The following is a 19578-nucleotide window of genomic DNA, read 5'->3' as shown; positions in this document are numbered from 1 at the left end:
TTCCAGTTGCGACATTCAGTCATTTAATATAGCAAATTGAAAAAACAGGACCAGGGAGGAAAGGTGCTGCACTTGGGCGCATTAGGCGAAGCCGACGCCATGGTGAAGAGCGACACGGCTGTCCCCGTTGCCCTGGTTCATGCCACAAAAGCCTTCGGCGGCACGATTGCCCTCAAGGACGCGTCCTTCGAATTGCGCTCAGGCGAGGTGCTGGCTCTGCTTGGCGAAAACGGCGCCGGCAAGAGCACCTGCGTAAAGCTGCTGGCCGGCGTGTATCTCCCGACCGGCGGCCATGTCGAAGTCGATGGCAAGCCTGTGGTCTTCCATTCACCGCACGACGCCCAGGCTGCCGGCATCTCGGTCATGCACCAGCACCCCGGTCTTTTCCCTGATCTTTCGGTGGCGGAGAACATCTATCTCGGCCATATGCCGCGCGACCGCTTCGGCGGCATCGACAACGCCGCCATGCTTACGGGCGCCCGCAGGGTGCTGTCGACAGTCGGCCTCGACGTGCCGGCCGAAACCCGGCTCGGAACGTTGCGCACCTCCGAACAGCAGCTGGTCGAGATCGCCCGTGCCCTGTCGCTCGACGCACGGGTGCTGATCATGGACGAGCCGACGGCCGCCCTGTCGCAACGCGAAGTCGAGCGGCTGTTCACTGTCGTCGCCGACCTGCGGCGGCACGGCGTGGCGATGATGTTCGTCGGCCACCGCATGGACGAGATCTTCCGCATCGCCGACCGCATCGCGGTGCTGCGCGACGGACGTCTCATTGGCGTCAAGCCGAAGGCCGAGCTTGGCCGCGCCGCCGCCATCGGCATGATGGTCGGCCGCGAGGTGACCGACCTCTATCCGCAACGAAGCCACGCCACCGGCGCACTGGTGCTGGAGGCGAGGGGGCTTTCGCACGCCGGTGGCTTTTCCAATATCGACCTCAAGCTCCATGCCGGCGAGGTGCTCGGGTTCGGCGGCCTGGTCGGCAGCGGTCGGACCGAGATCGCGCGCGTGCTGTTCGGCATCGACCAGCCCGATGCCGGCGAAATCCTGATCGACGGCGAAGCTGTGCGCCTCGCCTCGGCACGCGACGCCATGGATGCGCGCATCGCCTATGTCTCGGAAGACCGCATGGGCCAGAGCCTGGTGATGGATTTTTCCATCCTCGACAATGCGGTGCTGCCCGTCCTCGACAAGGCAGCCCGCTCCGGCTTCTACGGCACGAACCGCGCGATCGATCTGGTTTCGGGTTGGCTGAAACGCATGAAGCTTCGTTTTTCCGGCTACGCGCAGCCGGTGAAGGAACTGTCCGGCGGCAACCAGCAGAAGGTCGTGTTGGCCAAATGGCTGCGCACCGAACCGCGCGTCCTCATCCTCGACGAGCCGACGCAAGGCATCGATGTCGGCACCAAGGCGGAAGTGCATGCGATGATCGCCGACCTTGCCGCGCAGGGCATGGCCATCATCCTGATCTCCTCCGAAATGCCCGAACTCATCGGCATGTGCGACCGCATTATCGTCCTGCGCGAAGGCCATCGGACGGCCGAATTTGCCAGGGGCGAAGCCACCCAGGAAAAGGTGCTGGAAGCAGCGACGAAAGCCGGCGAAAGCGCCGATGCGGCGGCACAGGCCGCTGGCGAGGAGAAGAGAAAAGGGGCGCTCGACATACTGAAGCGGCGGGAGTTCGGGCTGCTCGCCGCGATGCTGGCGGTCGCGATCCCGGTCACCATCATCAACCCGCGCATGGTGAGCGCGGCAAACCTGACCGCCGTGTCGATGGATGCCGCGCTGCTCGTGGTTGCAGCACTCGCGCAGATGCTGGTGCTGATTACCCGCAACATCGACCTTTCGATCGCCGCGGTGATTGGCCTGTCGGCCTACATGGCGGCCAGCATGGTCCAGGCCTATCCAGGGCTCGACATCGGCATCGGGCTGATGACCGCATGCGCCGTCGGTGGCGTCGCCGGCCTGATCAACGGCCTCGTCGTCACCAGGGGAAAGATCCCGGCGATCGTCGTCACGCTGGCCTCGATGTCTATCTTCCGCGGCTTCAACTCGATCTGGGCAGCCGGCGACCAGATCAGCGCCGACGAAGTCACGCAAGCCTGGCTCGACATGACCGGCCTGAAGATCGCCGGCGTGCCGCTGATCGTCGTCATCGCAATCGTCATCCTGTGCCTGGGCTACGTGCTGCTCTATCGCACCGCCTTCGGGCGCGAATTGTTCGCCGCCGGCTCCAATCCCGACGGCGCGCGTCTGATCGGCATCCCTGTCGACCGGCGCATTCTGCTGGCCTTTGGCATGGCCGGCCTGCTCGGCGGCCTGTGCGGCGCGCTGTGGGCATCGCGCTATGCGACCATCGACGCCCGCGTTGCGCTCGGCTTCGAACTCACGGTGATCGCGTCAGCGGTGGTCGGCGGCGTCGCCATCCGTGGTGGTTCGGGCACGCTGCTCGGCATCATCCTCGGAGCCCTCACGCTGCTGGTCATCAAAAACGGGCTGACGCTGGTGCGCGTCGATCCGCTGTGGCTGCAGGGCGTCTACGGCCTGGTGATCCTGGTCGCCATCGGCATCGACACCTTCATCGTACGGCGCGCCGAGCAGGCAAGACAGGCGAGGGCGCGGTGAAAAAGTTCCTCCGTTCGATCGACTTCTGGGATCTGCTGCTGGCGACCTCTTGCCTGGCCATCTTCCTCTACGCGGCGATCTTCGTGCCGAATTTCGTCTCCGGCTTCAATCTCTCGCAACTGGCCGCGAGCGCCTCGGAAAAGGCATTGCTGATCCTGCCGATGACGCTGCTCATCATCACCCGCGAAATCGACCTGTCGATCGCCTCGGTGCTGGCGCTGACGTCCGTGATCTTTGGGCTGCTCCTCCAGGCCGGCGTGCCGACGCTCGCCGCAATCCCGCTGACGCTTGTCTTCGGCGGCCTGCTCGGCGCCTTCAACGGCTATCTGGTTTCAGGGCTGGGCCTGCAGTCGTTGGTGGTGACGCTCGGCACCATGGCGCTCTATCGCGGCATTGGCTACATCCTGCTCGGAACCGGCTCGGTCAACATGCTGCCGCCCGCAATCGTGGATTTCGGCATCAACAACCTGCCGGGCACCCAGATACCGTGGACCATCGTGCCCTTCCTGGTGCTGGCGCCGGTGTTTGCGGTCGTGCTGCAGAAGACGCCGACCGGCAAGCGCATCTACGCGCTCGGCGGCAGTCCCGAAGTGGCGCGCTATTCCGGCATAAACACGCGCCGGATGGTCCTGAAGTTGTTCGTTGTCTCGGGCGTCGTCGCCGCCATAGCCGGCATCGTCTATACCGCGCGCCTCTCCAACGCCCGCGCCAACAATGCGCTCGGCATGGAGCTCGACGTCATCACCATTGTTCTGCTCGGCGGCGTCAGCGTCTTTGGCGGCAAGGGCCGCCTGACCGGCGTCATGCTGGCGCTGGTCCTGATCGCCATCATCCGCAACGTGCTGGCGCTCAACCAGATCGGTGGCGACGCGCAGGGCATGATCATCGGCCTGCTTCTGATCGGCTCGCTGCTGGTCGGCAATTACTGGCGCTCCACACAGGAGCTGCTCAGCAGATCCCGCGCAATGCGCGAGACAAAGGGGTGATCTCGGGCCCCTTCCTTCAAGCCCGAATTTTGACGGAGGAGTCACAATGAAAGCGTTTAGATTAGCCCTGCTCGCGTCCGCGGTTCTGCTCGCGCCAACCTCGCTGGCGTTCAGCCAGGAATGCGCCAAGGAACCGGTAACGGTCGGTTTCCTGCCCAAGCTCGACACAGACCCCTACTTCAAGGTGGCCTTTGGCGGCGCACAGGAGGCAGCCAAGGAAATTGGCGGCACCGCCACCCAGGTCGCCCCATCGCAGGCGACTGCCGAGGCGCAGATCGAATTCATCAACAGCCTCGTGTCGCAGAAGGTCGGGGTCATCGCAATTGCCGGCAACGACGCCAATGCCGTCGCGCCGGCGCTGAAGCGCGCCGTTCAGCAGGGCGTCAGGGTGATTTCGTATGATTCCGACGTGGCCGCCGATGCCCGCGCGGTGTTTGTCAATCAGGTGAAGGGCGACAGCCTCGCCGAGATGATGCTGGAAAGTGCATTCGCCCTCAGCGGCGGTGAAGGCGAATTCGCGATCCTGTCGTCGACGCCGACGGCGACCAACCAGAATGCCTGGATCGACTTCATGAAGGCGAAGATGGCGGCCGAGCCGAAGTTCTCCAAGATGAAGCTGGTGCAGGTGGCCTATGGTGAAGAAAGCGAACAGATCAACCAGCAGCAGGCATTGGCGCTGGTCCAGGCGTTTCCCGATCTCAAGGTGATCATCGTCCCGGCAGGCATTGGCCTTCCGGCGGCCGCGCGTGCACTCGAGGAAGCGGGCATGATCGGCAAGGTCAAGCTGACCGGCCTCGCGCCGGCCACTCTGATCTCGAAATACATCAAGGACGGGGCGGCTCAGGATATCTGGTGGAACGTCACCGATCTTGGCTATCTTACCTATCAGACAGCCCAGGCGCTTGCGCAGTGCAAGATCACCGGCAAGGAGGGTGAGAAGTTCACGGCAGGCAGGCTCGGCGAATACACGATTGGCGCCGGCGGCGAACTGATCCTTGGTCCGGCCAAGATCGTGACCCCCGAAAATCTGGCCGAGTTCAAGTTCTGATTCTATGGAGCTCAAGCTCCAGAGGGGCGCCGGTCGATCCGGCGCCCTTCCTAAAACATCTCGAATGAAAACAGTGCGGGGCGGCAATGAAGATCTTGCTTGCAGGCGAAACCTTTGCAGCGACGACGTCGGTTGCCATCGGCAGCGACGTGCTTACAAGTGCGGCCTCGACCAATGGCGCTATGGCCTTCAATGCCGCGCTGGCCACTGAAGGCATCGCCGTCACGCAGATCGGCGGCGAGCGTTGCAGCGCGGAGTTCCCTTATGACCTCGATGGGCTCGCCCAATATCAGGCGGTGGTGATCTCCGATGTCGGCGCCCTGACATTGCTGGTCACGCCGGATGCCCGCGCCGGGCGTGTCGGCGTCAACCGCCTCGATGTGCTCAAGGCCTATGTCGAAGCTGGCGGCGGGCTGATGCTGGCCGGCGGTTACATGGGCTTTCAGGGCATGTTCGGGACGGCGCGTTTCCACGACACCCCGGTCGAGGACGTTCTGCCCGTCCGCTGCCTACCCTACTGCGACGGCATGGAGGTGCCGCAAGGTCTGCAGGCCTCCATCCTGCAGTCGTCACATCCGATTTTTTCCGGGGTGGAGGGGCCTTTGCCGCCGATTCTCGGCATGAACAAGCTGGAATTCAGGCGCGACAGTTCGTCCCGGCTTCTGGCGACCTGCCACCATCGCGGCACCGACTGGCCGCTCCTTGCCGTCGGCAGCCATGGCCGCGGCCGCGCGATTGCCTGGGCAACCGACATCGGCCCGCATTGGCTCTCGCAGGATTTCCTCGCATGGCCGTTCTACGGAAAACTGATGGCGAACATGGTCCGTTGGCTCGCCGGCAATGAATGAGAAAGCTGGTTTGACCAGTGCGGTGCCCAATCCTCCAACGAAAGACCAGGCCATTAAGCATGCGTTGAATCAGGACGGCAGTGGCTCATAAACCGAAACCCCGATGTATCGATCGTATGAGCCGCGATCTTTCTCAGGAAGCTTGTCTCGGGTTACGCGCAATGTGAATCCCCCATGCAAGTGCCCCGCGTCGAGAACCATCCAATCGAAAATATCGTCGCCTTCAAATGCAAGTCGCTGTCCGACTTGATGCCATTTCTGAAGCTCGGGTGGCACCCCGAAAAACGTACCCGAAAATAGCCGCTCCTCAGCATGATAATGCACTGCGGCAAGCCAAAGGAAAACAAAGTTGTCCTCCCCAAGACGTTCGGACTCGTCGGGATCGCGAAACCGAAGCTTCGCGGAACAGAAGGCATCTGCATTTCTCTCGATGTGTTCGACAAATGTCGGCACACTCGCAAGTGCGCGATCGTAAGCTGCAAGGAAGGCGGGGTCTGTCTGCGAGATAGTCGTGAAGAGTGGCTCATTCCGCGGTTCGTCGAATTCACTGTTCGATTGAGATTTTTCGCCCATAAAAGACCTCTTGGACTAACCTTGAACCGCTCAACGACCTGCGAAGTCCGCGCGCTTCTTCCGGTGTGGGGAGGCGGCACTCGCGAGGCGGTGTCGCACTACCAGCCAAAGAGCCCTATCACGCTAGCGACCAACCGCCATCCACCAATATATTCGCGCCAGTGATCAGTGACGCCGCCGGCAAGGCGAAGAACACCACGGTGCCGGCGACGTCGATCGGGTCGCCTATGCGGCCGAGCGGGATGTGGCCGAGCACATGCAGGCGAGTGCGCAGGCGCGGCCGATGCCGCGCGAGGCGCCGGTAACCAGCACCACCTTGCCGGCCAGGTCGAATTTCGGCGTGAGTTCATTTGTCATGCGATTCCACCTTGTTCTTCAAATCGGTCCGGCTGCCGTGTCGGACCGAATAGGCTCGCGTGAATTCGGCGCCCAGCAGAAATATCTCCGCCGAATAATAGACCCATAACAGCACGACGAGCAGCGCGCCGGCCGCGCCGTATGACGATAAGATGGCGCTGGTTCCGATATACCAGCCAATCAGCGACTTGCCGATGGTGAACAGAAACCCGGTGACCACGGCGCCGAGGCCGACATCGCGCCATTGCAGGCTGCGGTCGGGCAGCACCTTGTAGATCGCGGCAAACAGCAGCGTGATCAGGGCAAACGAGACGATCCCGTTGATGGCGCTCAGGATGATGGTGCCGAACGGCAGATAGGCGTTGATGACCTCTCCGAGCGCCGAAATCACGGCGCTTACGACCAGCGACACCAGGAGCAGGAAACCAAGCGCGGCGACCAGGCCCAGGCTTGCAATGCGTGCCCGAACCAGCCGCGAGATCGTTGCCCCGCTCGGTTTGACTTTCCAGATTTCGTTCAGCGCCAGCTGCATTTCGCCGAACACGCCGGATGCGGCGACGAACAGCGTGACCAGCCCCAGAATGCTGGCAAGGGTTCCCGCTTCCTTCTGCGAGGCGTTCTCGATCGTCGCCTGCAGCAGCTCGGCACTTTGCGGCCCCATCAGGCCGGCGATCTGTGCCGAAAGGGCGAGTTGCGCCGCCTCGTGCCCGAAGGCCATGCCGGCGATAGCGACAACGATGAGCAGGATCGGCGCAAGCGAAGTCGTAGCATAAAACGCTATCGCCGCCCCATGGCTCAGCGCATTGTCGTTGACGAAGCCGAGGATGCTCTGCCTGAGGAGTACCCAGCCCTCCGTCGCCAAGTTCCACATGTGGGCCTCGCATACTTGTCATTAAACAAGTAGCGGCGAGATAGAAGTGGGCGAGGGGTAGTGGACGACCTGGCCCCCGGCTCTGAAAAAAACCTCGCCGAGGCGCAGGTGTTGCTGGCCGAATTGCGGTAGCCCGCGAGAAACCGACGCAGCCACTTTCGTTGAGCCGCTCGCCCCTTATTGCGTAAGGAAATTGGACGCGCTCATGATCCAACCAATGGAACTGCGACAGTCGTCCCATAATTTATCGGATACCGATCGAAGTACGGGAACTCGATAACGAAAGCATACCTGGCCGTGAGATGTGCCATTCGAAAGCCGCCGCTGGGGGCGTCGATTGCTATTGTTACGTCTACGTCTTTCAATCCCAAAGTCAGCAATTTTGCCGTGGCTATGGCTTCTATCTCGGCCTGCGTCAGCGAGTTCTTCATCTGCAGCGCACGCGCGGACGTTTCCAGCGTATACCGAACGCTGGACATGGCATTCAAGGCCCAGCCGAATGCGAAGACGCCGATCAAGACCATTATCAGAACAGGGGCGATCAGCGCGAACTCCAACGCAGCTCCGCCTGATGCTCCCCGTATGAAGGCCCTCGCTTTAGCGAACACGGATCACCTGTTGGTGAGTGAGCTCGCGCGAGAGCGAAAACGCGCCGAAACTGAAGGGCGGTGACCAGGTGGCTGTCGCTTGGATTTCGACGAAAACCGCGGGAGCTTTCAAACTGTCGCACAGGACAGATGGATCGACCACGGTGGTCCCGCACATATATTTCCGGCTCAGCGTCACCTGCGCGTCGCCGGGATGGTTTTCCCAGCCTGAAAGAGCGACAGCTTGGATAGTCGCATCCTCGGCTGCTCCCTGCATCACGAGATTCGCCGCCGTTTTGACGCCTGCACGCATCGACAACGCGTTCGACACAAAAGACCAGCCGTCAATGATGCCAAGGAGTACCAGGCAAAGGATCGGCACAATCAGCGCAAACTCTACCGCGGCAGCACCCGAATCGCTGCGGAACATCCGGACTGCTGACCCTGTCACGAAGATTACTCGACAAGCTTAATGGATTGCGTCGCCGGAATGTCTCGCATTCCAAGGCTCGTGCAGTCCTGATTGACGTTCGCGTTGCCGGACCACTGCACGGTACTGGCGACGACCTGAGTGCAACCGCCTTTGCCCGAGAAATTGCCGAGATAATTAACGTCTTGCGTTGGAAAATACAAAGCGCCGGTCAAAAGCGAATCTGCCGTGCCATTAACCGTGTTCGATCCAGTCAGGTTGGCTTTGTCGCCGTAAAACAGCACCCCCGAATAGGTGCCCGACGTTGGTGCGCTGAGCTTGATGGTGGCCGTGCCGTTCATGCTGACGCCGGAGCTGCCGGCCAGATAAATGATGACTCCGTCGCCGGAAATATTCGCGTTCGAGTTCGCTTTGAAATCACCGCCTTGAATGACGTATATCCCGGGCGAAAGCGTTACATTGCCGCTCAAGCTGAGCCCCCTGCAGTATGTTCCTGGTTGCAACACCGACTGATTGCTGTTTCGACAGGGGTTCGTGGCCGGTGGCGCCGGCAAGTCGACAAAAGGATCGGCAGCGGGCAACGCCTGGGTTATCGGCCTGGCGCACACGGTCGTCACGGGGTTGCTCAACGAAACACCGCCTGCCGATACCAGGCAATCGACCTGAAGGCTTGCCGATCCCTGAAGCTTGATGGCGTCCGCGGCTATCGAATTCGACATCACGACGCAGCCGTTCAGTTTGAGATTCGAACTGCCGGAAAAGAGCGCCGCTTTCGGAGCGGAATGATTGAGAGCTAGAGCGCAGGCCTTTGAGGCGTCGGTGATAAGAGCCACCGCTCTTGCCTGTGCGCCGACCGCATTTTGCGTGAATATCGATGTAAAAAACCGATCGAGGGTCTGATGAACGATGACCTCGACAGCCTTTTGGGCCACATTCGGGCCGGAGGACGGGGGCGTGAAGATTTCGATTGTGCCTGTCGACGGGTCCCAGCCATTCGTTGTCGCAGACAATGTCGCGGCGGAGACTATCGTTGGTTTGTCGGATCCTGAAACCTTTTCCAAAGCGCCAGCATAGGCTGCCGCATCCGCCACCGCTTGTAGCTTCAGGCCGCTGTAATACCAGTACGAAGTCTCAACGCCGAGACCCGCGCCGCCGACGACGATCGGCAACGACAGGGCAAAAATAGTGGCAACGTTGCCACTCTTGCCGGTTCGTCGCATGCAGAAAAAACGCCTGAAGATACGGGCACGCCAGTCCATTCCTCATTTAAGCCGGGATGCATAAAGGAATAACTAAGAATTTCCGTCCATTTCTTGGCTGTGATCCATTCAAACGGCGCTTAGCGGTTCTGCTGCACCCGTTCGCCGGTTGTGCCCTGAGAGGCATTTTCTAATATCTGAGAACGCGGACGTTGGGCCCACAGGACCGTCGGTAACACTTTGGCCGGGTGCATTGTCTTCACAGAAAGCAATCCGAATTTTGGGGCCAAGCGCAAGAAAACACCGCCGGCGGCCGGTTTCGTTGGCAAACCGTTACCGTTCCCTGCTATTCCCGCATCCTGATGCATGTTGCCCAAGTGTGCCGCGGTTTTGGGACAGCGACATGCACAAAACAAAGACGTAAAGCAGTGGACGCTCTCGTATGACCAATGTCGCCTTGACCGGGCTTGCCCGCGATCTTGCCAAGCGCGCCGCACAAGGCCGCCCGGTGCGCATCGGCGTCATCGGTTCCGGCGAGATGGGAACCGACCTGGTGACGCAAGGCATGCTGATGCCGGGCATTTCGGTTTGCGCGATCTCGACGCGCCGCCCGCATACGGCGCGTGATGCCATCCGCATCGCCTATGGCGACGAGGCGATGGCACGGGAGGCCAATACGCCGTCGAAGCTCAGCCAGGCGATCGAAAGCGGCAAGATCGCCATCACCTCGAACGAAATGCTGGTCACCAATCCGCTTATCGATGTCGTCATCGATGCTACCGGCAAGCCCGGCGTCGCCGCCGATTTCGACCTGATGGCGATGCAGCACGGCAAGCATCTGGTGATGATGAATGTCGAGGCCGACGTCACTATCGGCTGTTATCTGAAGCAGCAGGCCGACCGGCTCGGCGTCGTCTATTCGGTCGGCGCCGGCGACGAGCCGTCGAGCTGCATGGAGCTGATCGAGTTCGCCTCGGCGCTCGGCTACACCATCGTCTCCGCCGGCAAGGGCAAGAACAACCCGCTCAACCACGACGCCGTTCCCGACGACTATCGCGAGGAAGCGCTACGCCGCAACATGAATCCGCGCATGCTGGTCGAGTTCGTCGACGGCTCGAAAACCATGGTTGAGATGTGCGCCATTGCCAACGCCACCGGGCTGGTGCCCGACGTTCCCGGCATGCACGGCCCCAAGGCCGATCGCGACGAGCTGGTCAAGGTGCTGATCCCGCGCGAGCAGGGCGGCATCCTGTCGAAGAACGGCGTCGTCGACTACACCGTCGGCAAGGGCGTGGCGCCCGGCGTCTTCGTAATCGTCGAGGCGACGCATCCGCGCATCATCGAGCGCATGGACGATCTGCATATCGGCCACGGCCCCTATTACAGCTTCTTCAGGCCCTACCATCTGACCTCGCTGGAAGTGCCGCTGACGGCCGCTCGCATCGCGCTTTATGGCAAGCCCGACATGGTGCCGCTGCCACGGCCGGTGGCCGAGGTCTGCGCCGTGGCCAAGCGCGATCTGGCGACGGGCGAGACGTTCGATGCGATCGGCGAGACCTGCTACCGCTCCTGGACCATGACCGTCGAAGAAGCCCGCGCCCATCGCGCCGTGCCCGTCGGCCTGCTCGAAGGCGGCAAGGTGCTGAAACAGGTGCGGCAAGGCGAATTGCTCACCGCCGACAATGCCGCGCCCGACCCGACGACCAGGCTGTTCGCCTTGCGCCGGCTGCAGGACGGGATGCTGTATGGAGCGTAAGGCTCTCGACCGGTGAGCCGTCGCAATGGCCTCCGGCCGAGCACTGGCGTTGTCATGACGAATTCTCTATATTGTAGTGACGATGAAGGCGGAGGCGATTACATGAATCTTCAGATCAGGGATCCGCGCGCACGCGAACTGGCGCGAGAGCTTGCTGCCAAACGCAAGATTTCTATGACGGAAGCGGTCATCGAAGCGCTTGAATCCGAGTTGAAGCGGGAGAGCGGACGCATTCCCTTGGCCGAGCGGCTTGCTGCCATTGCCAACGACTTCAAGGCCAAGGCAGGCCAAGATGGTCGGGCTATGACGAAGGATGAGATCGATGAGATGTGGGGCCATTCCTGATGTTCGTCGACACCTCCGTGGTTGTCGCGATTCTTTCAGGCGAAGAGGATGCCGGCGAGTGGAGCAACCGCATCGAGGCAGCGCCCGCAAGAATAACTTCGGCGTTGGTGGTGCTTGAAGCGGCGATGCGGCTTTCGACGATGCTTGCCGTGCCGCCGGTTGTCGCCGGAGATGCGATAGAGGCGTTTCTTCGCGAGGCTGAAATCGAAATTGTGCCTATCGACGCCAGCGATGCCAAGCTCGCAATCCATGCATTTTCAGATTACGGAAAGGGGCGCGGACATCCCGCCCAGCTCAACTTAGCCGACTGCCTTTCTTATGCTTGCGCAAAAAGTCATGGCTCCGCACTGCTCTACAAGGGCAACGACTTTTCGCATACCGATCCCGCGTAATCCGCAATCGGCTGTTACTTCCCCAGTTCGATCGATCGCAGCCGCGCCGCTTCCACCGCCTCAGTGAGCAGGCGCGTCAGACGGTCCTCGCCCATCAGCACGGCAAGGGCGGCAGCCGTGGTGCCGTTGGGGCTGGTCACCTGCTGTCTAAGCACGCCGGGCTCCTCGCCGCTTTCGGCGGCAAGCGAGGCGGCGCCGTAGACCGTTTGCATGGCCAGGAGCTTCGCGACCTTGCCAGGCAGGCCGGCCTTCTCGGCGGCCACGGTCAGCGCTTCGATGAAGTGGAAGATATAGGCCGGCCCCGACCCGGAGACCGCCGTCACCGCGTCCATCAGGCCCTCGTCGCCGATATCGGCCACTTGCCCGTTTGCCGAAAGCAGGTCGGCGACAAGGCGTTTGGTGTCTTCGGAAACCAGCCTGTTGGGAAACAGCACCATCATGCCCTTGCCGATCGCCGCCGGCGTGTTGGGCATGCAGCGCAGGATCGGCGCACGATCGCCGAGAATGCCTTCGAACGTAGCGACCGGCGTCCCGGCGGCGATGCTGAGGAAAGTGGTTCGGCCATCGTTGAAGCGGATATAGCCAGCGGTGACGTCGCGGATCACCTGCGGCTTGACCGCTATCACGACGAGGGCCGGCACGGCGTCCGCCGGGATGGCGCCGGCGTCCGCGGCAGCAGAGCAGCCCAGTGCTTCGGCACGCTTGCGCAACTCGGCATTGGGCTCGACCACGAACACCGCAGCCGGAGCGAGCTTGCCGGCTTTCAGCCAGCCCGAAAGCATTGCGGAGCCCATATTGCCGCAACCGGCGAGAACAAGCCTGATCGTCATCGAAAGCCTCCCATAGAGATGGCTTCCCATAGCCGTTCGCGGCAGGGCGGGGAAGCCCCGTTGGGACTGTGATCAGGCGGAAACTCGGACCGTGCGGTTGGATGCGCATGTAGCCGCGCAGGCGCGCGGCGATCACATTAACCTTTTATTTTCTATGCGTGTTTAGCATCGCTTAACCAGTGGCGGTCGCGACGTCCCAGCCCGAGGGGGAAGCTCCAGAAACCATGGCTTATAGGAATAATCGTGAACACTGGAGGAACGAGCAGTCCCTGCTGTCGTTCGTCGAGGCAGCGCGCGACGAAGACGAAGCAGCGCTGGTTTCCCTGGAGGACCGTACAGCCCCGTCATGGCGCGAGGATGCCGCCACACGCCATCGTCTGGCCCGCTCGCGCCGCGAAGCGCGTGCCAGCCCGATCCTGTTGGCAGATGCCGGCATAGGCCAGCCCCATCCTGATGAGCCAAAGGCCGGCACCATGCTGATGGAAGAGGCTACAGCTGCCGATCGGTTTTTCGACCCCGTAGGCTCCCTTGACGGCCCCGATTCCGGTTCCGCTGATCGCGCCGCATACCCTGCAGCGCCGCCTCCCGCTCTGCCGGTCGAGGTCGCGCGCACCAAACGTCCGGGTCCGATCGGTGCCGTGTTGTCGGCGCTGAGCCGGCTCATGCCCGGCAGAGCGCCGGCGCAGAGGGCATCCGGTGAAACTTCCACCGCGACAAACTCAAGCGCAGCCATGTCGCCTGCCTTCTACCCGCAGCCGCTCTATGCCGGTCGGGCATCGTATCCGCAGCAACGCACGCCGCCGCATTCGGCACATACTCAGGCCTGGTCGAGGGACGCAATTCAGGCCTCGGAAGCCGCCGATCAGCAAAGCCAGATCGAGGAAATCCGCGCCAGCCTGCGCGAATTCCGCGAGGCGGTTCGCGAGCTCACCGAAAACCGCACGCATCGCCGCTATTTCTGAGCGTCGAATAAAACATGCCGGTTTCGAGTTAACGGCATGGGACGGCGCATTGACGGGATTGCCCGGCTCGATTTTCGTGAAAATGCCGCGCTGCATGTCCGCCCGCCCGCGCATGGTTCTGGGCAACGACCTGCATAAAAACATATCTGGAGCACGCCGCATGGATGCGGCAGGCTTAGCAATAGGCGTCGAGGGTGGTTCATGGCCGAGTTGATTGACGGAAAAAGCGTCGCCGAAGACGTGGTGCGGCGGGTCAAGACACTGACCGCCGAACTAGCGGAAAAAGGTGGGCAGCAGCCCGGTCTCGCGGTGGTCATCGTCGGCGAGGATCCGGCGAGCCAGGTCTATGTCGCATCCAAATCCCGTACCGCCAAGGAATGCGGCTTCCATTCGGTTCAGCACACGCTGCCGGCCGAAACCTCCGAGCCGGACCTTTTGAAGATCATCGGCCAGCTCAATGCCGATCCGGCCATCAACGGCATCCTGGTGCAGCTTCCGCTTCCCGGCCATATCGACGCCGGCAAGATCATCCAGACCATAGCGCCGGAGAAGGATGTCGACGGCTTCCACTTCATCAATGTCGGCAAGCTCGGCACCGGCGAGCTCGAGACCGCCTTCGTGCCTTGCACGCCGGCCGGCTCGATGCTGCTGATCGAACGGGTGCGCGGCAAGGACCTGTCCGGCCTCAATGCGGTCGTCGTCGGGCGTTCGAACATCGTCGGCAAACCGATGGCCAATCTTCTGCTTGCCGCCAACTGCACCGTCACCATCGCACACAGCCGCACCAGGGACCTGCCGGCGCTTGCCCGCACCGCCGATATTCTGGTTGCAGCCGTCGGCCGGCCCGAAATGGTCCGCGGTGACTGGGTCAAGCCTGGCGCAACCGTCATCGACGTCGGCATCAACCGCATCGCCGCATCTGAGAAGGGTGAAGGCAAGACCCGCCTCGTCGGCGATGTCGCCTTTGCCGAAGCAGCGACGGCGGCCGGCGCCATCACGCCGGTGCCTGGCGGCGTCGGACCGATGACCATTGCCATGCTGATGGCCAACACGCTAGCTTCCGCCTATCTCGCGGCCGGGTTGAAACGGCCTTCCTTCTGACCAGAAAGCAGCGTCCTTGCCGAACCTCACTGTTCCCTTAGAACGGCCGGTCACCAATGATCCCGTTCAGGGCGGCCGGCAGTTCGGGTTTCTGCTGGTCGACAAGTTCTCTATGTTCTCGCTGGCAGCGGCAATCGACACGTTCCGGTCGGCGAACCGGCTGCTCGGCCGCGATTTCTATGGCTGGACGACGGTGTCGGCCGACGGCGATGCCGTCATGGCGTCCAACGGCCTGCCGCTCAAGATCGACTACGCCGTCGCCGATCTGCCGCCGGTCGATATCCTGTTCGTCTCGGTCGGGCTGACGACGGAATTTCCCGGCAAGAGCAAGGTGCTGGCGGCGCTGCGCAGCTGGGGCCGGCGCGGTAATGCGCTCGGCGCGCTTTCGGTCGGCTCCTATCTGCTTGCCGAGGCAGGCCAGCTCGATGGCTATCGCTGCACCATCCATTGGGAAAACCGCGCCGGTTTCCTCGAGCGTTTCCCGGATATCAACTGCACCGGCAACGTCTTCGAGATCGACCGCAAGCGCTACACTTGCGCAGGCGGCACCACCTCGATCGACCTGATGCTGGAGATCGTGCGCGGTGATTTCGGTTCGAGCCTCGCCAATGGCGTCGCCAACCAGTTCCAGCATGAGCGCATCCGCTCGGCCGGTGACCGCCAGCGCGTCGGCCCGGAGCGCGACCTGACCGGCAAGTCGGAGAAGCTCCGCCGAATCGTCGAGCTGATGGCCGACCATCTCGACGAGCCGCTGTCGGCGGTGCAGCTTGCCAAGTCGGCGGGCCTGTCGGTGCGCCAGGTCGAGCGCCTGTTCCTGCGCCATCTCAGCGTGACGCCCGGGCGCTACTATATGCGGCTTAGGCTCGAGCGGGCGCGCGAACTGCTGCGCCAGACCAACATGCCGATCCTCGACGTGGCGATCGCCACCGGCTTCACCTCGCATTCCTATTTTGCCCAGAGCTATCGGCTGCAGTTCGGCCGGCCGCCTTCCGAGGAACGCCGCACGACCTATTGAGGGTTTTGCACAGCGGCGGCGCAGCTTCGTGCTCCAGCCGGGCTTGTGTCGCGACGCGGCGTCAAATAGCTTTCCGGCGCCGAGCGGCGGCGACTGATGGGGAAATATTCGATGGTGGGATTTGTGCGGAGCGCCGCGGCGGCGACCCTGCTGCTGTGGATGACGGGGTTCGGCTTCGCCGCCGATCGCGTCATTATCGTTCTCGATGCCTCCGGCTCGATGTGGGCGCAGATCGACGGCAAGCCCAAGCTCGAAATCGCCCGTCAATCGCTGCGGAACGTACTGCAATCGGTCCCCGCCGACGAGGAAATCGGCCTCATGGCCTATGGCCATCGCGAGAAGGCCAGTTGTGACGACATCGAACTCATCGTGCCACCGCAGGCCGGCTCGGCCAGTGCGATCTCAGCCGCGGCCGACAGCCTGAAATTTCAGGGCAGGACGCCGCTGACCGCCGCCGTCAAACAAGCGGCGGAGGCGTTGAAATACACCGAGGGCAAGGCGACGGTCGTTCTCATCACCGATGGCATCGAGACATGCAACGGCGACCCCTGTGCGCTCGGCAAGGAACTGGAGGCTGCCGGCGTCGACTTCACCGTCAATGTCGTCGGCTTCGGCCTGACGGCGGCCGAGGGCAAGCAGGTCGCTTGCCTCGCCGAAAACACCGGCGGCAAATATATCGAAGCGTCGGATGAAAAGGCATTGCAGGACGCTCTCGTCGAGACCGTCGCGCCTCCGCCACCCGCCCCTGAACCGGCTCCCGCCCCGCAGCCTGCTCCCCAGCCGGCGCCCGCGCAGCCGGCGGAGTCCAATTTCGTGCCCACCGTCGTGCTTGCCGAGGGTGGCGATCCCGTCACCGACGGCAATGCCTGGGAGATCTACAAGGCAAATTCCGACGGCACGCGCGGCGATCCCGTCACCACTGAATATGGCGCCTACAAGGGCAATCTTGAGCCGGGCGACTATATCGTCGTCGCACGCGCCGGCGAGGCCAGGGCCGAACAGAAGATCAAGATAGAGCCTGGCCAGGCCGCCAAGCCGCACTTCAATCTGAATGCCGGCACGCTGGTCATCCACCCGCGGCCAAGCGAAGGAGCGGACGTTGACGGCGGCGCGGCTGTCGTAGTCGGCTATCCCGGCGTCGACACCCCGCCGACCTATTACGGCGACACGAAAGTCGTGCTGCCGGCCGGCGACCAGAAGGTGACCGTCACGATCGGCCAGGGCATGGTTACCGAGACGATCCCGCTTGCCGCCGGCAGGGTCATCGACAAGGACGTCATCGTCGGCGTCGGGCGTATCGTCGCCAACGCCTATTATGCTGCCGGCGGCGACAAGGCCGAGGGTTCGGGCGTCGGCTTCAAGGTGCTCCAGGCGAAAAAGAGCGTCGACGGAACCAGGCGGGAGGTGACTTATGCCTACGGTCCGGACAGCAAGTTCGATCTGCCGCCCGACGATTATGTGCTGGTCGCGACGGTCGACCTTGCGGTTGCCGAGCAGCCGTTCAGCGTCAAGGTTGGCGACCATCAGGATCTGAAGATCGCGATGAACGCCGGCATGCTGACGATAACCGCGCCAGGGGCCTCGAAGATCGAGATATTCGAGGCCAGGAAGAACATCGACGGAACCCGCAAGTCGGTGGGCTACGCCTATGACCAGAAGTATGAAGCCACCCTGTCGGCCGGTGACTACGCGGTGGTTTCGGAGAAATCGGACAACAGCTCGAAGGAAGGCACGGTAACGGTCAGGGCCGGCGCGCGAGCCGAACTGACGGTTCAATAGATCCAGGGGAGAGCCGTCAGCCGCTCTTCCTTATTGCCGAAAAAAGGTCACGCTGTACCGAAGGCGCTGGCGCCATGGTCGGCGCGGCCCACCAACTGCCGGAACCCGGCGAAAAGCTCGCGGCCGAAGCCGAATTCATTGCCTATGAGGTCGCTGTCGGCGGGCCGGCGCAGGGCAAAGTCGCCGGCCGGCACCAGCACTTCGAGAGTCCCAGCCTCGGCGTCGAGCCTGATGATATCGCCGTCATGGATCCTGGCGATCGGCCCGTCCTCCGCCGCTTCCGGAGTCACGTGGATCGCCGCCGGCACCTTGCCTGAAGCGCCCGACATGCGCCCGTCAGTGACCAGCGCCACATGCTGGCCGCGGTCCTGCAGGATGCCGAGCACGGTGGTCAGCCTGTGCAATTCTGGCATGCCGTTGGCCTTCGGACCCTGAAACCGAATGACGGCGATGAAGTCGCCGGTCAGCGACCCCGCCTTGAACGCCTCGTTCAGCCCTTGCTGGCTGTCGAACACCTTGGCCGGCGCCTCGATGATGCGCCGCTCCGGCTTGACCGCCGACGTCTTGATGACGGCGTGGCCGAGATTGCCTGAAAGCACTTTCAGCCCGCCGCTCGGCTGGAACGCCTTCTTGAACGGTGCCAGCACCTTCTCGTCGCCGCTTTGGCGCGGGGAGGCCTCGCGTACGACGCCGCCGTCCGCACCGAGCTTGGCCTCGACCGCGTAGGGGCGCAGCCCTTCGCCCCACACAGTCTGCACATCCTCATGCAAGACGCCTGCGTCGAGCAGTTCGCGGATCAGGAAGCCGAGCCCGCCGGCGGCGTGGAAATGGTTCACATCGGCAAGGCCGTTCGGATAGACCCGCGCCAGCAGCGGCACCGCTTCCGAGATATCGGAGATGTCCTGCCAGGTAATGGCGATGCCGGCCGCCGCTGCCATGGCGATCAGGTGGATGGTGTGGTTGGTCGAACCGCCGGTGGCGTGCAGGCCGACGATGCCATTGACGATCGAGCGCTCGTCGATCATCCGCCCGACTGGCGTGTAGGCGTTGCCGAGCGCGGTGATCGCCAGCGCCCGCTTCGTCGCTTCCCTGGTCAGCGCGTCGCGCAACGGCGTGCCGGGATTGACGAAGGAAGCGCCAGGCGTGTGCAGGCCCATGATCTCCATCAGCATCTGGTTGGAATTGGCGGTACCGTAGAAAGTGCAGGTTCCCGGCCCGTGATAGGATTTTGATTCCGCTTCGAGCAGTTCGGCCCGCCCCGCCTTGCCCTCGGCATAGAGCTGGCGGATCTTGGCTTTTTCGTCGTTCGGAATGCCGGTCGTCATCGGCCCGGCCGGGATGAAGACCGCCGGCAGATGGCCGAAGGTCAGCGCCGCGATCACCAGCCCCGGCACAATCTTGTCGCAGACGCCGAGATAGACGGCGGCATCGAACATGTTGTGCGACAGGCCGATTGCCGCGGCCATGGCGATCACGTCGCGCGAGAACAGCGACAGCTCCATTCCGGGCTGGCCCTGGGTGACGCCGTCGCACATCGCCGGCACGCCGCCGGCCACCTGGGCGATGCCGCCGGCCTCGCGCGCCGCGTCCTTGATCAGCGCCGGAAATGTCTCGAAAGGCTGATGCGCCGACAGCATGTCGTTATAGGAGGTGATGATACCGAGGTTCGGCACCCGGTCGCCGCCAAGCGCTACCTTTTCGGAGGGACTGCAGACAGCAAAGCCGTGGGCCAGGTTGCCGCAGGACAGCACGGCCCGGTTGGCGGTGCGGTTCGAGGCTTCGGCGATGCGGCCGAGATAGGCCTCGCGACCGGGCTTGGAGCGCTCACGGATGCGCTGGGTGATGGCTTCGATGTCGCGTCTTGCGGTCATGGCGGT

At 62.8% G+C, this 19578-nt stretch carries 19 protein-coding genes and 1 pseudogene; 11 read left to right on the top strand and 9 right to left on the bottom strand.

The features are described 5' to 3' along the window. Positions 1–63: 63 nt before the first annotated feature. The 4 genes from NKH78_RS16385 (at position 64) to NKH78_RS16370 (ending at position 5504) form a co-directional block, all read left to right on the top strand. Positions 64–2622 carry an ATP-binding cassette domain-containing protein gene (locus NKH78_RS16385; protein WP_352740000.1) on the top strand — a complete coding sequence of 853 codons (2559 nt, stop codon included), beginning with the start codon at positions 64–66 and terminating at the stop codon, positions 2620–2622. Continuing rightward, entirely contained in the window at positions 2619–3608 is a 990-nt protein-coding gene (locus NKH78_RS16380; RefSeq protein ID WP_352702172.1) for an ABC transporter permease, read from the top strand. Before NKH78_RS16385 ends, NKH78_RS16380 begins: the two co-directional genes overlap by 4 nt. 46 nt (positions 3609–3654) lie before the next feature. Continuing rightward, positions 3655–4656, top strand: a complete 1002-nt coding sequence (locus NKH78_RS16375) for a rhamnose ABC transporter substrate-binding protein (RefSeq protein WP_352508640.1) — start codon at positions 3655–3657, stop codon at positions 4654–4656. 86 nt (positions 4657–4742) lie between these two features. Next, positions 4743–5504, top strand: coding sequence for a glutamine amidotransferase (locus NKH78_RS16370; RefSeq protein WP_352739998.1), 762 nt, complete (start codon positions 4743–4745; stop codon positions 5502–5504). A 69-nt stretch (positions 5505–5573) separates the two neighbouring features. Here the strand turns inward: NKH78_RS16370 and NKH78_RS16365 are convergent, their stop codons facing one another. From NKH78_RS16365 to NKH78_RS16335, 7 genes and pseudogenes are all read right to left on the bottom strand, one after another. Continuing rightward, positions 5574–6077, bottom strand: a complete 504-nt coding sequence (locus NKH78_RS16365) for a DUF2314 domain-containing protein (RefSeq protein ID WP_352644236.1) — start codon at positions 6075–6077, stop codon at positions 5574–5576. A 118-nt stretch (positions 6078–6195) separates the two neighbouring features. Further along, positions 6196–6336: pseudogene (locus NKH78_RS16360) on the bottom strand (SDR family oxidoreductase); the annotation flags it as partial. Beyond that, entirely contained in the window at positions 6303–6434 is a 132-nt protein-coding gene (locus NKH78_RS16355; protein ID WP_352739997.1) for a hypothetical protein, read from the bottom strand. The gene NKH78_RS16355 and the pseudogene NKH78_RS16360, both read right to left, overlap by 34 nt. After that, positions 6424–7305, bottom strand: coding sequence for a YihY/virulence factor BrkB family protein (locus tag NKH78_RS16350; RefSeq protein WP_352739995.1), 882 nt, complete (start codon positions 7303–7305; stop codon positions 6424–6426). The genes NKH78_RS16355 and NKH78_RS16350 overlap by 11 nt, the downstream gene beginning before the upstream one ends. A gap of 203 nt (positions 7306–7508) precedes the next feature. Beyond that, a complete protein-coding gene (locus NKH78_RS16345) occupies positions 7509–7862 on the bottom strand; it encodes a TadE/TadG family type IV pilus assembly protein (RefSeq protein WP_352475868.1) in 354 nt (117 codons plus the stop codon). Positions 7863–7902: 40 nt separating this feature from the next. Continuing rightward, a complete protein-coding gene (locus NKH78_RS16340; RefSeq protein WP_352702162.1) occupies positions 7903–8322 on the bottom strand; it encodes a TadE/TadG family type IV pilus assembly protein in 420 nt (139 codons plus the stop codon). A 26-nt stretch (positions 8323–8348) separates the two neighbouring features. Then, positions 8349–9542, bottom strand: a complete 1194-nt coding sequence (locus NKH78_RS16335; protein WP_352883293.1) for a pilus assembly protein TadG-related protein — start codon at positions 9540–9542, stop codon at positions 8349–8351. 421 nt (positions 9543–9963) lie between these two features. Between NKH78_RS16335 and NKH78_RS16330 the strand changes: the two genes are divergently transcribed. The 3 genes from NKH78_RS16330 (at position 9964) to NKH78_RS16320 (ending at position 12014) form a co-directional block, all read left to right on the top strand. Then, the gene (locus NKH78_RS16330) at positions 9964–11277 is read left to right on the top strand and encodes an NAD(P)H-dependent oxidoreductase (RefSeq protein WP_352644230.1); all 1314 of its coding nucleotides are present in this window, start codon (positions 9964–9966) and stop codon (positions 11275–11277) included. Positions 11278–11379: 102 nt separating this feature from the next. After that, complete coding sequence (locus tag NKH78_RS16325) at positions 11380–11622, top strand: type II toxin-antitoxin system VapB family antitoxin (RefSeq protein ID WP_254820546.1); 243 nt, start codon at positions 11380–11382, stop codon at positions 11620–11622. Further along, the gene (locus NKH78_RS16320; protein ID WP_352644228.1) at positions 11622–12014 is read left to right on the top strand and encodes a type II toxin-antitoxin system VapC family toxin; all 393 of its coding nucleotides are present in this window, start codon (positions 11622–11624) and stop codon (positions 12012–12014) included. Before NKH78_RS16325 ends, NKH78_RS16320 begins: the two co-directional genes overlap by 1 nt. A gap of 14 nt (positions 12015–12028) precedes the next feature. Here NKH78_RS16320 and proC read toward each other — a convergent pair whose 3' ends face one another. Next, positions 12029–12844 carry a pyrroline-5-carboxylate reductase gene (proC, locus tag NKH78_RS16315; protein ID WP_352644226.1) on the bottom strand — a complete coding sequence of 272 codons (816 nt, stop codon included), beginning with the start codon at positions 12842–12844 and terminating at the stop codon, positions 12029–12031. A 224-nt stretch (positions 12845–13068) separates the two neighbouring features. On the opposite strand from proC, the gene NKH78_RS16310 reads away from it, so the two are divergent. The 4 genes from NKH78_RS16310 to NKH78_RS16295 all read left to right on the top strand — a co-directional run bounded on the left by NKH78_RS16310 (position 13069) and on the right by NKH78_RS16295 (position 17701). Continuing rightward, positions 13069–13806 carry a hypothetical protein gene (locus NKH78_RS16310; RefSeq protein ID WP_352702158.1) on the top strand — a complete coding sequence of 246 codons (738 nt, stop codon included), beginning with the start codon at positions 13069–13071 and terminating at the stop codon, positions 13804–13806. Between the two features lie 201 nt (positions 13807–14007). Further along, complete coding sequence (folD, locus tag NKH78_RS16305) at positions 14008–14907, top strand: bifunctional methylenetetrahydrofolate dehydrogenase/methenyltetrahydrofolate cyclohydrolase FolD (protein WP_352644222.1); 900 nt, start codon at positions 14008–14010, stop codon at positions 14905–14907. 16 nt (positions 14908–14923) lie between these two features. Then, a complete protein-coding gene (locus NKH78_RS16300; RefSeq protein ID WP_254820541.1) occupies positions 14924–15922 on the top strand; it encodes a GlxA family transcriptional regulator in 999 nt (332 codons plus the stop codon). 111 nt (positions 15923–16033) lie between these two features. After that, positions 16034–17701, top strand: coding sequence for a vWA domain-containing protein (locus NKH78_RS16295; RefSeq protein ID WP_352883289.1), 1668 nt, complete (start codon positions 16034–16036; stop codon positions 17699–17701). A 47-nt stretch (positions 17702–17748) separates the two neighbouring features. On the opposite strand, the gene edd is transcribed toward NKH78_RS16295, so the two are convergent. Beyond that, entirely contained in the window at positions 17749–19572 is a 1824-nt protein-coding gene (gene edd, locus NKH78_RS16290) for a phosphogluconate dehydratase (protein WP_352644218.1), read from the bottom strand. Positions 19573–19578 lie beyond the last annotated feature (6 nt).

The organism is Mesorhizobium sp. M0910 (genome assembly GCF_040319465.1).
Classification (GTDB): domain Bacteria; phylum Pseudomonadota; class Alphaproteobacteria; order Rhizobiales; family Rhizobiaceae; genus Mesorhizobium.
The sequence above is the reverse complement of the archived record's forward strand: the minus strand, read 5'-3'. Positions and strand labels throughout refer to the sequence as shown.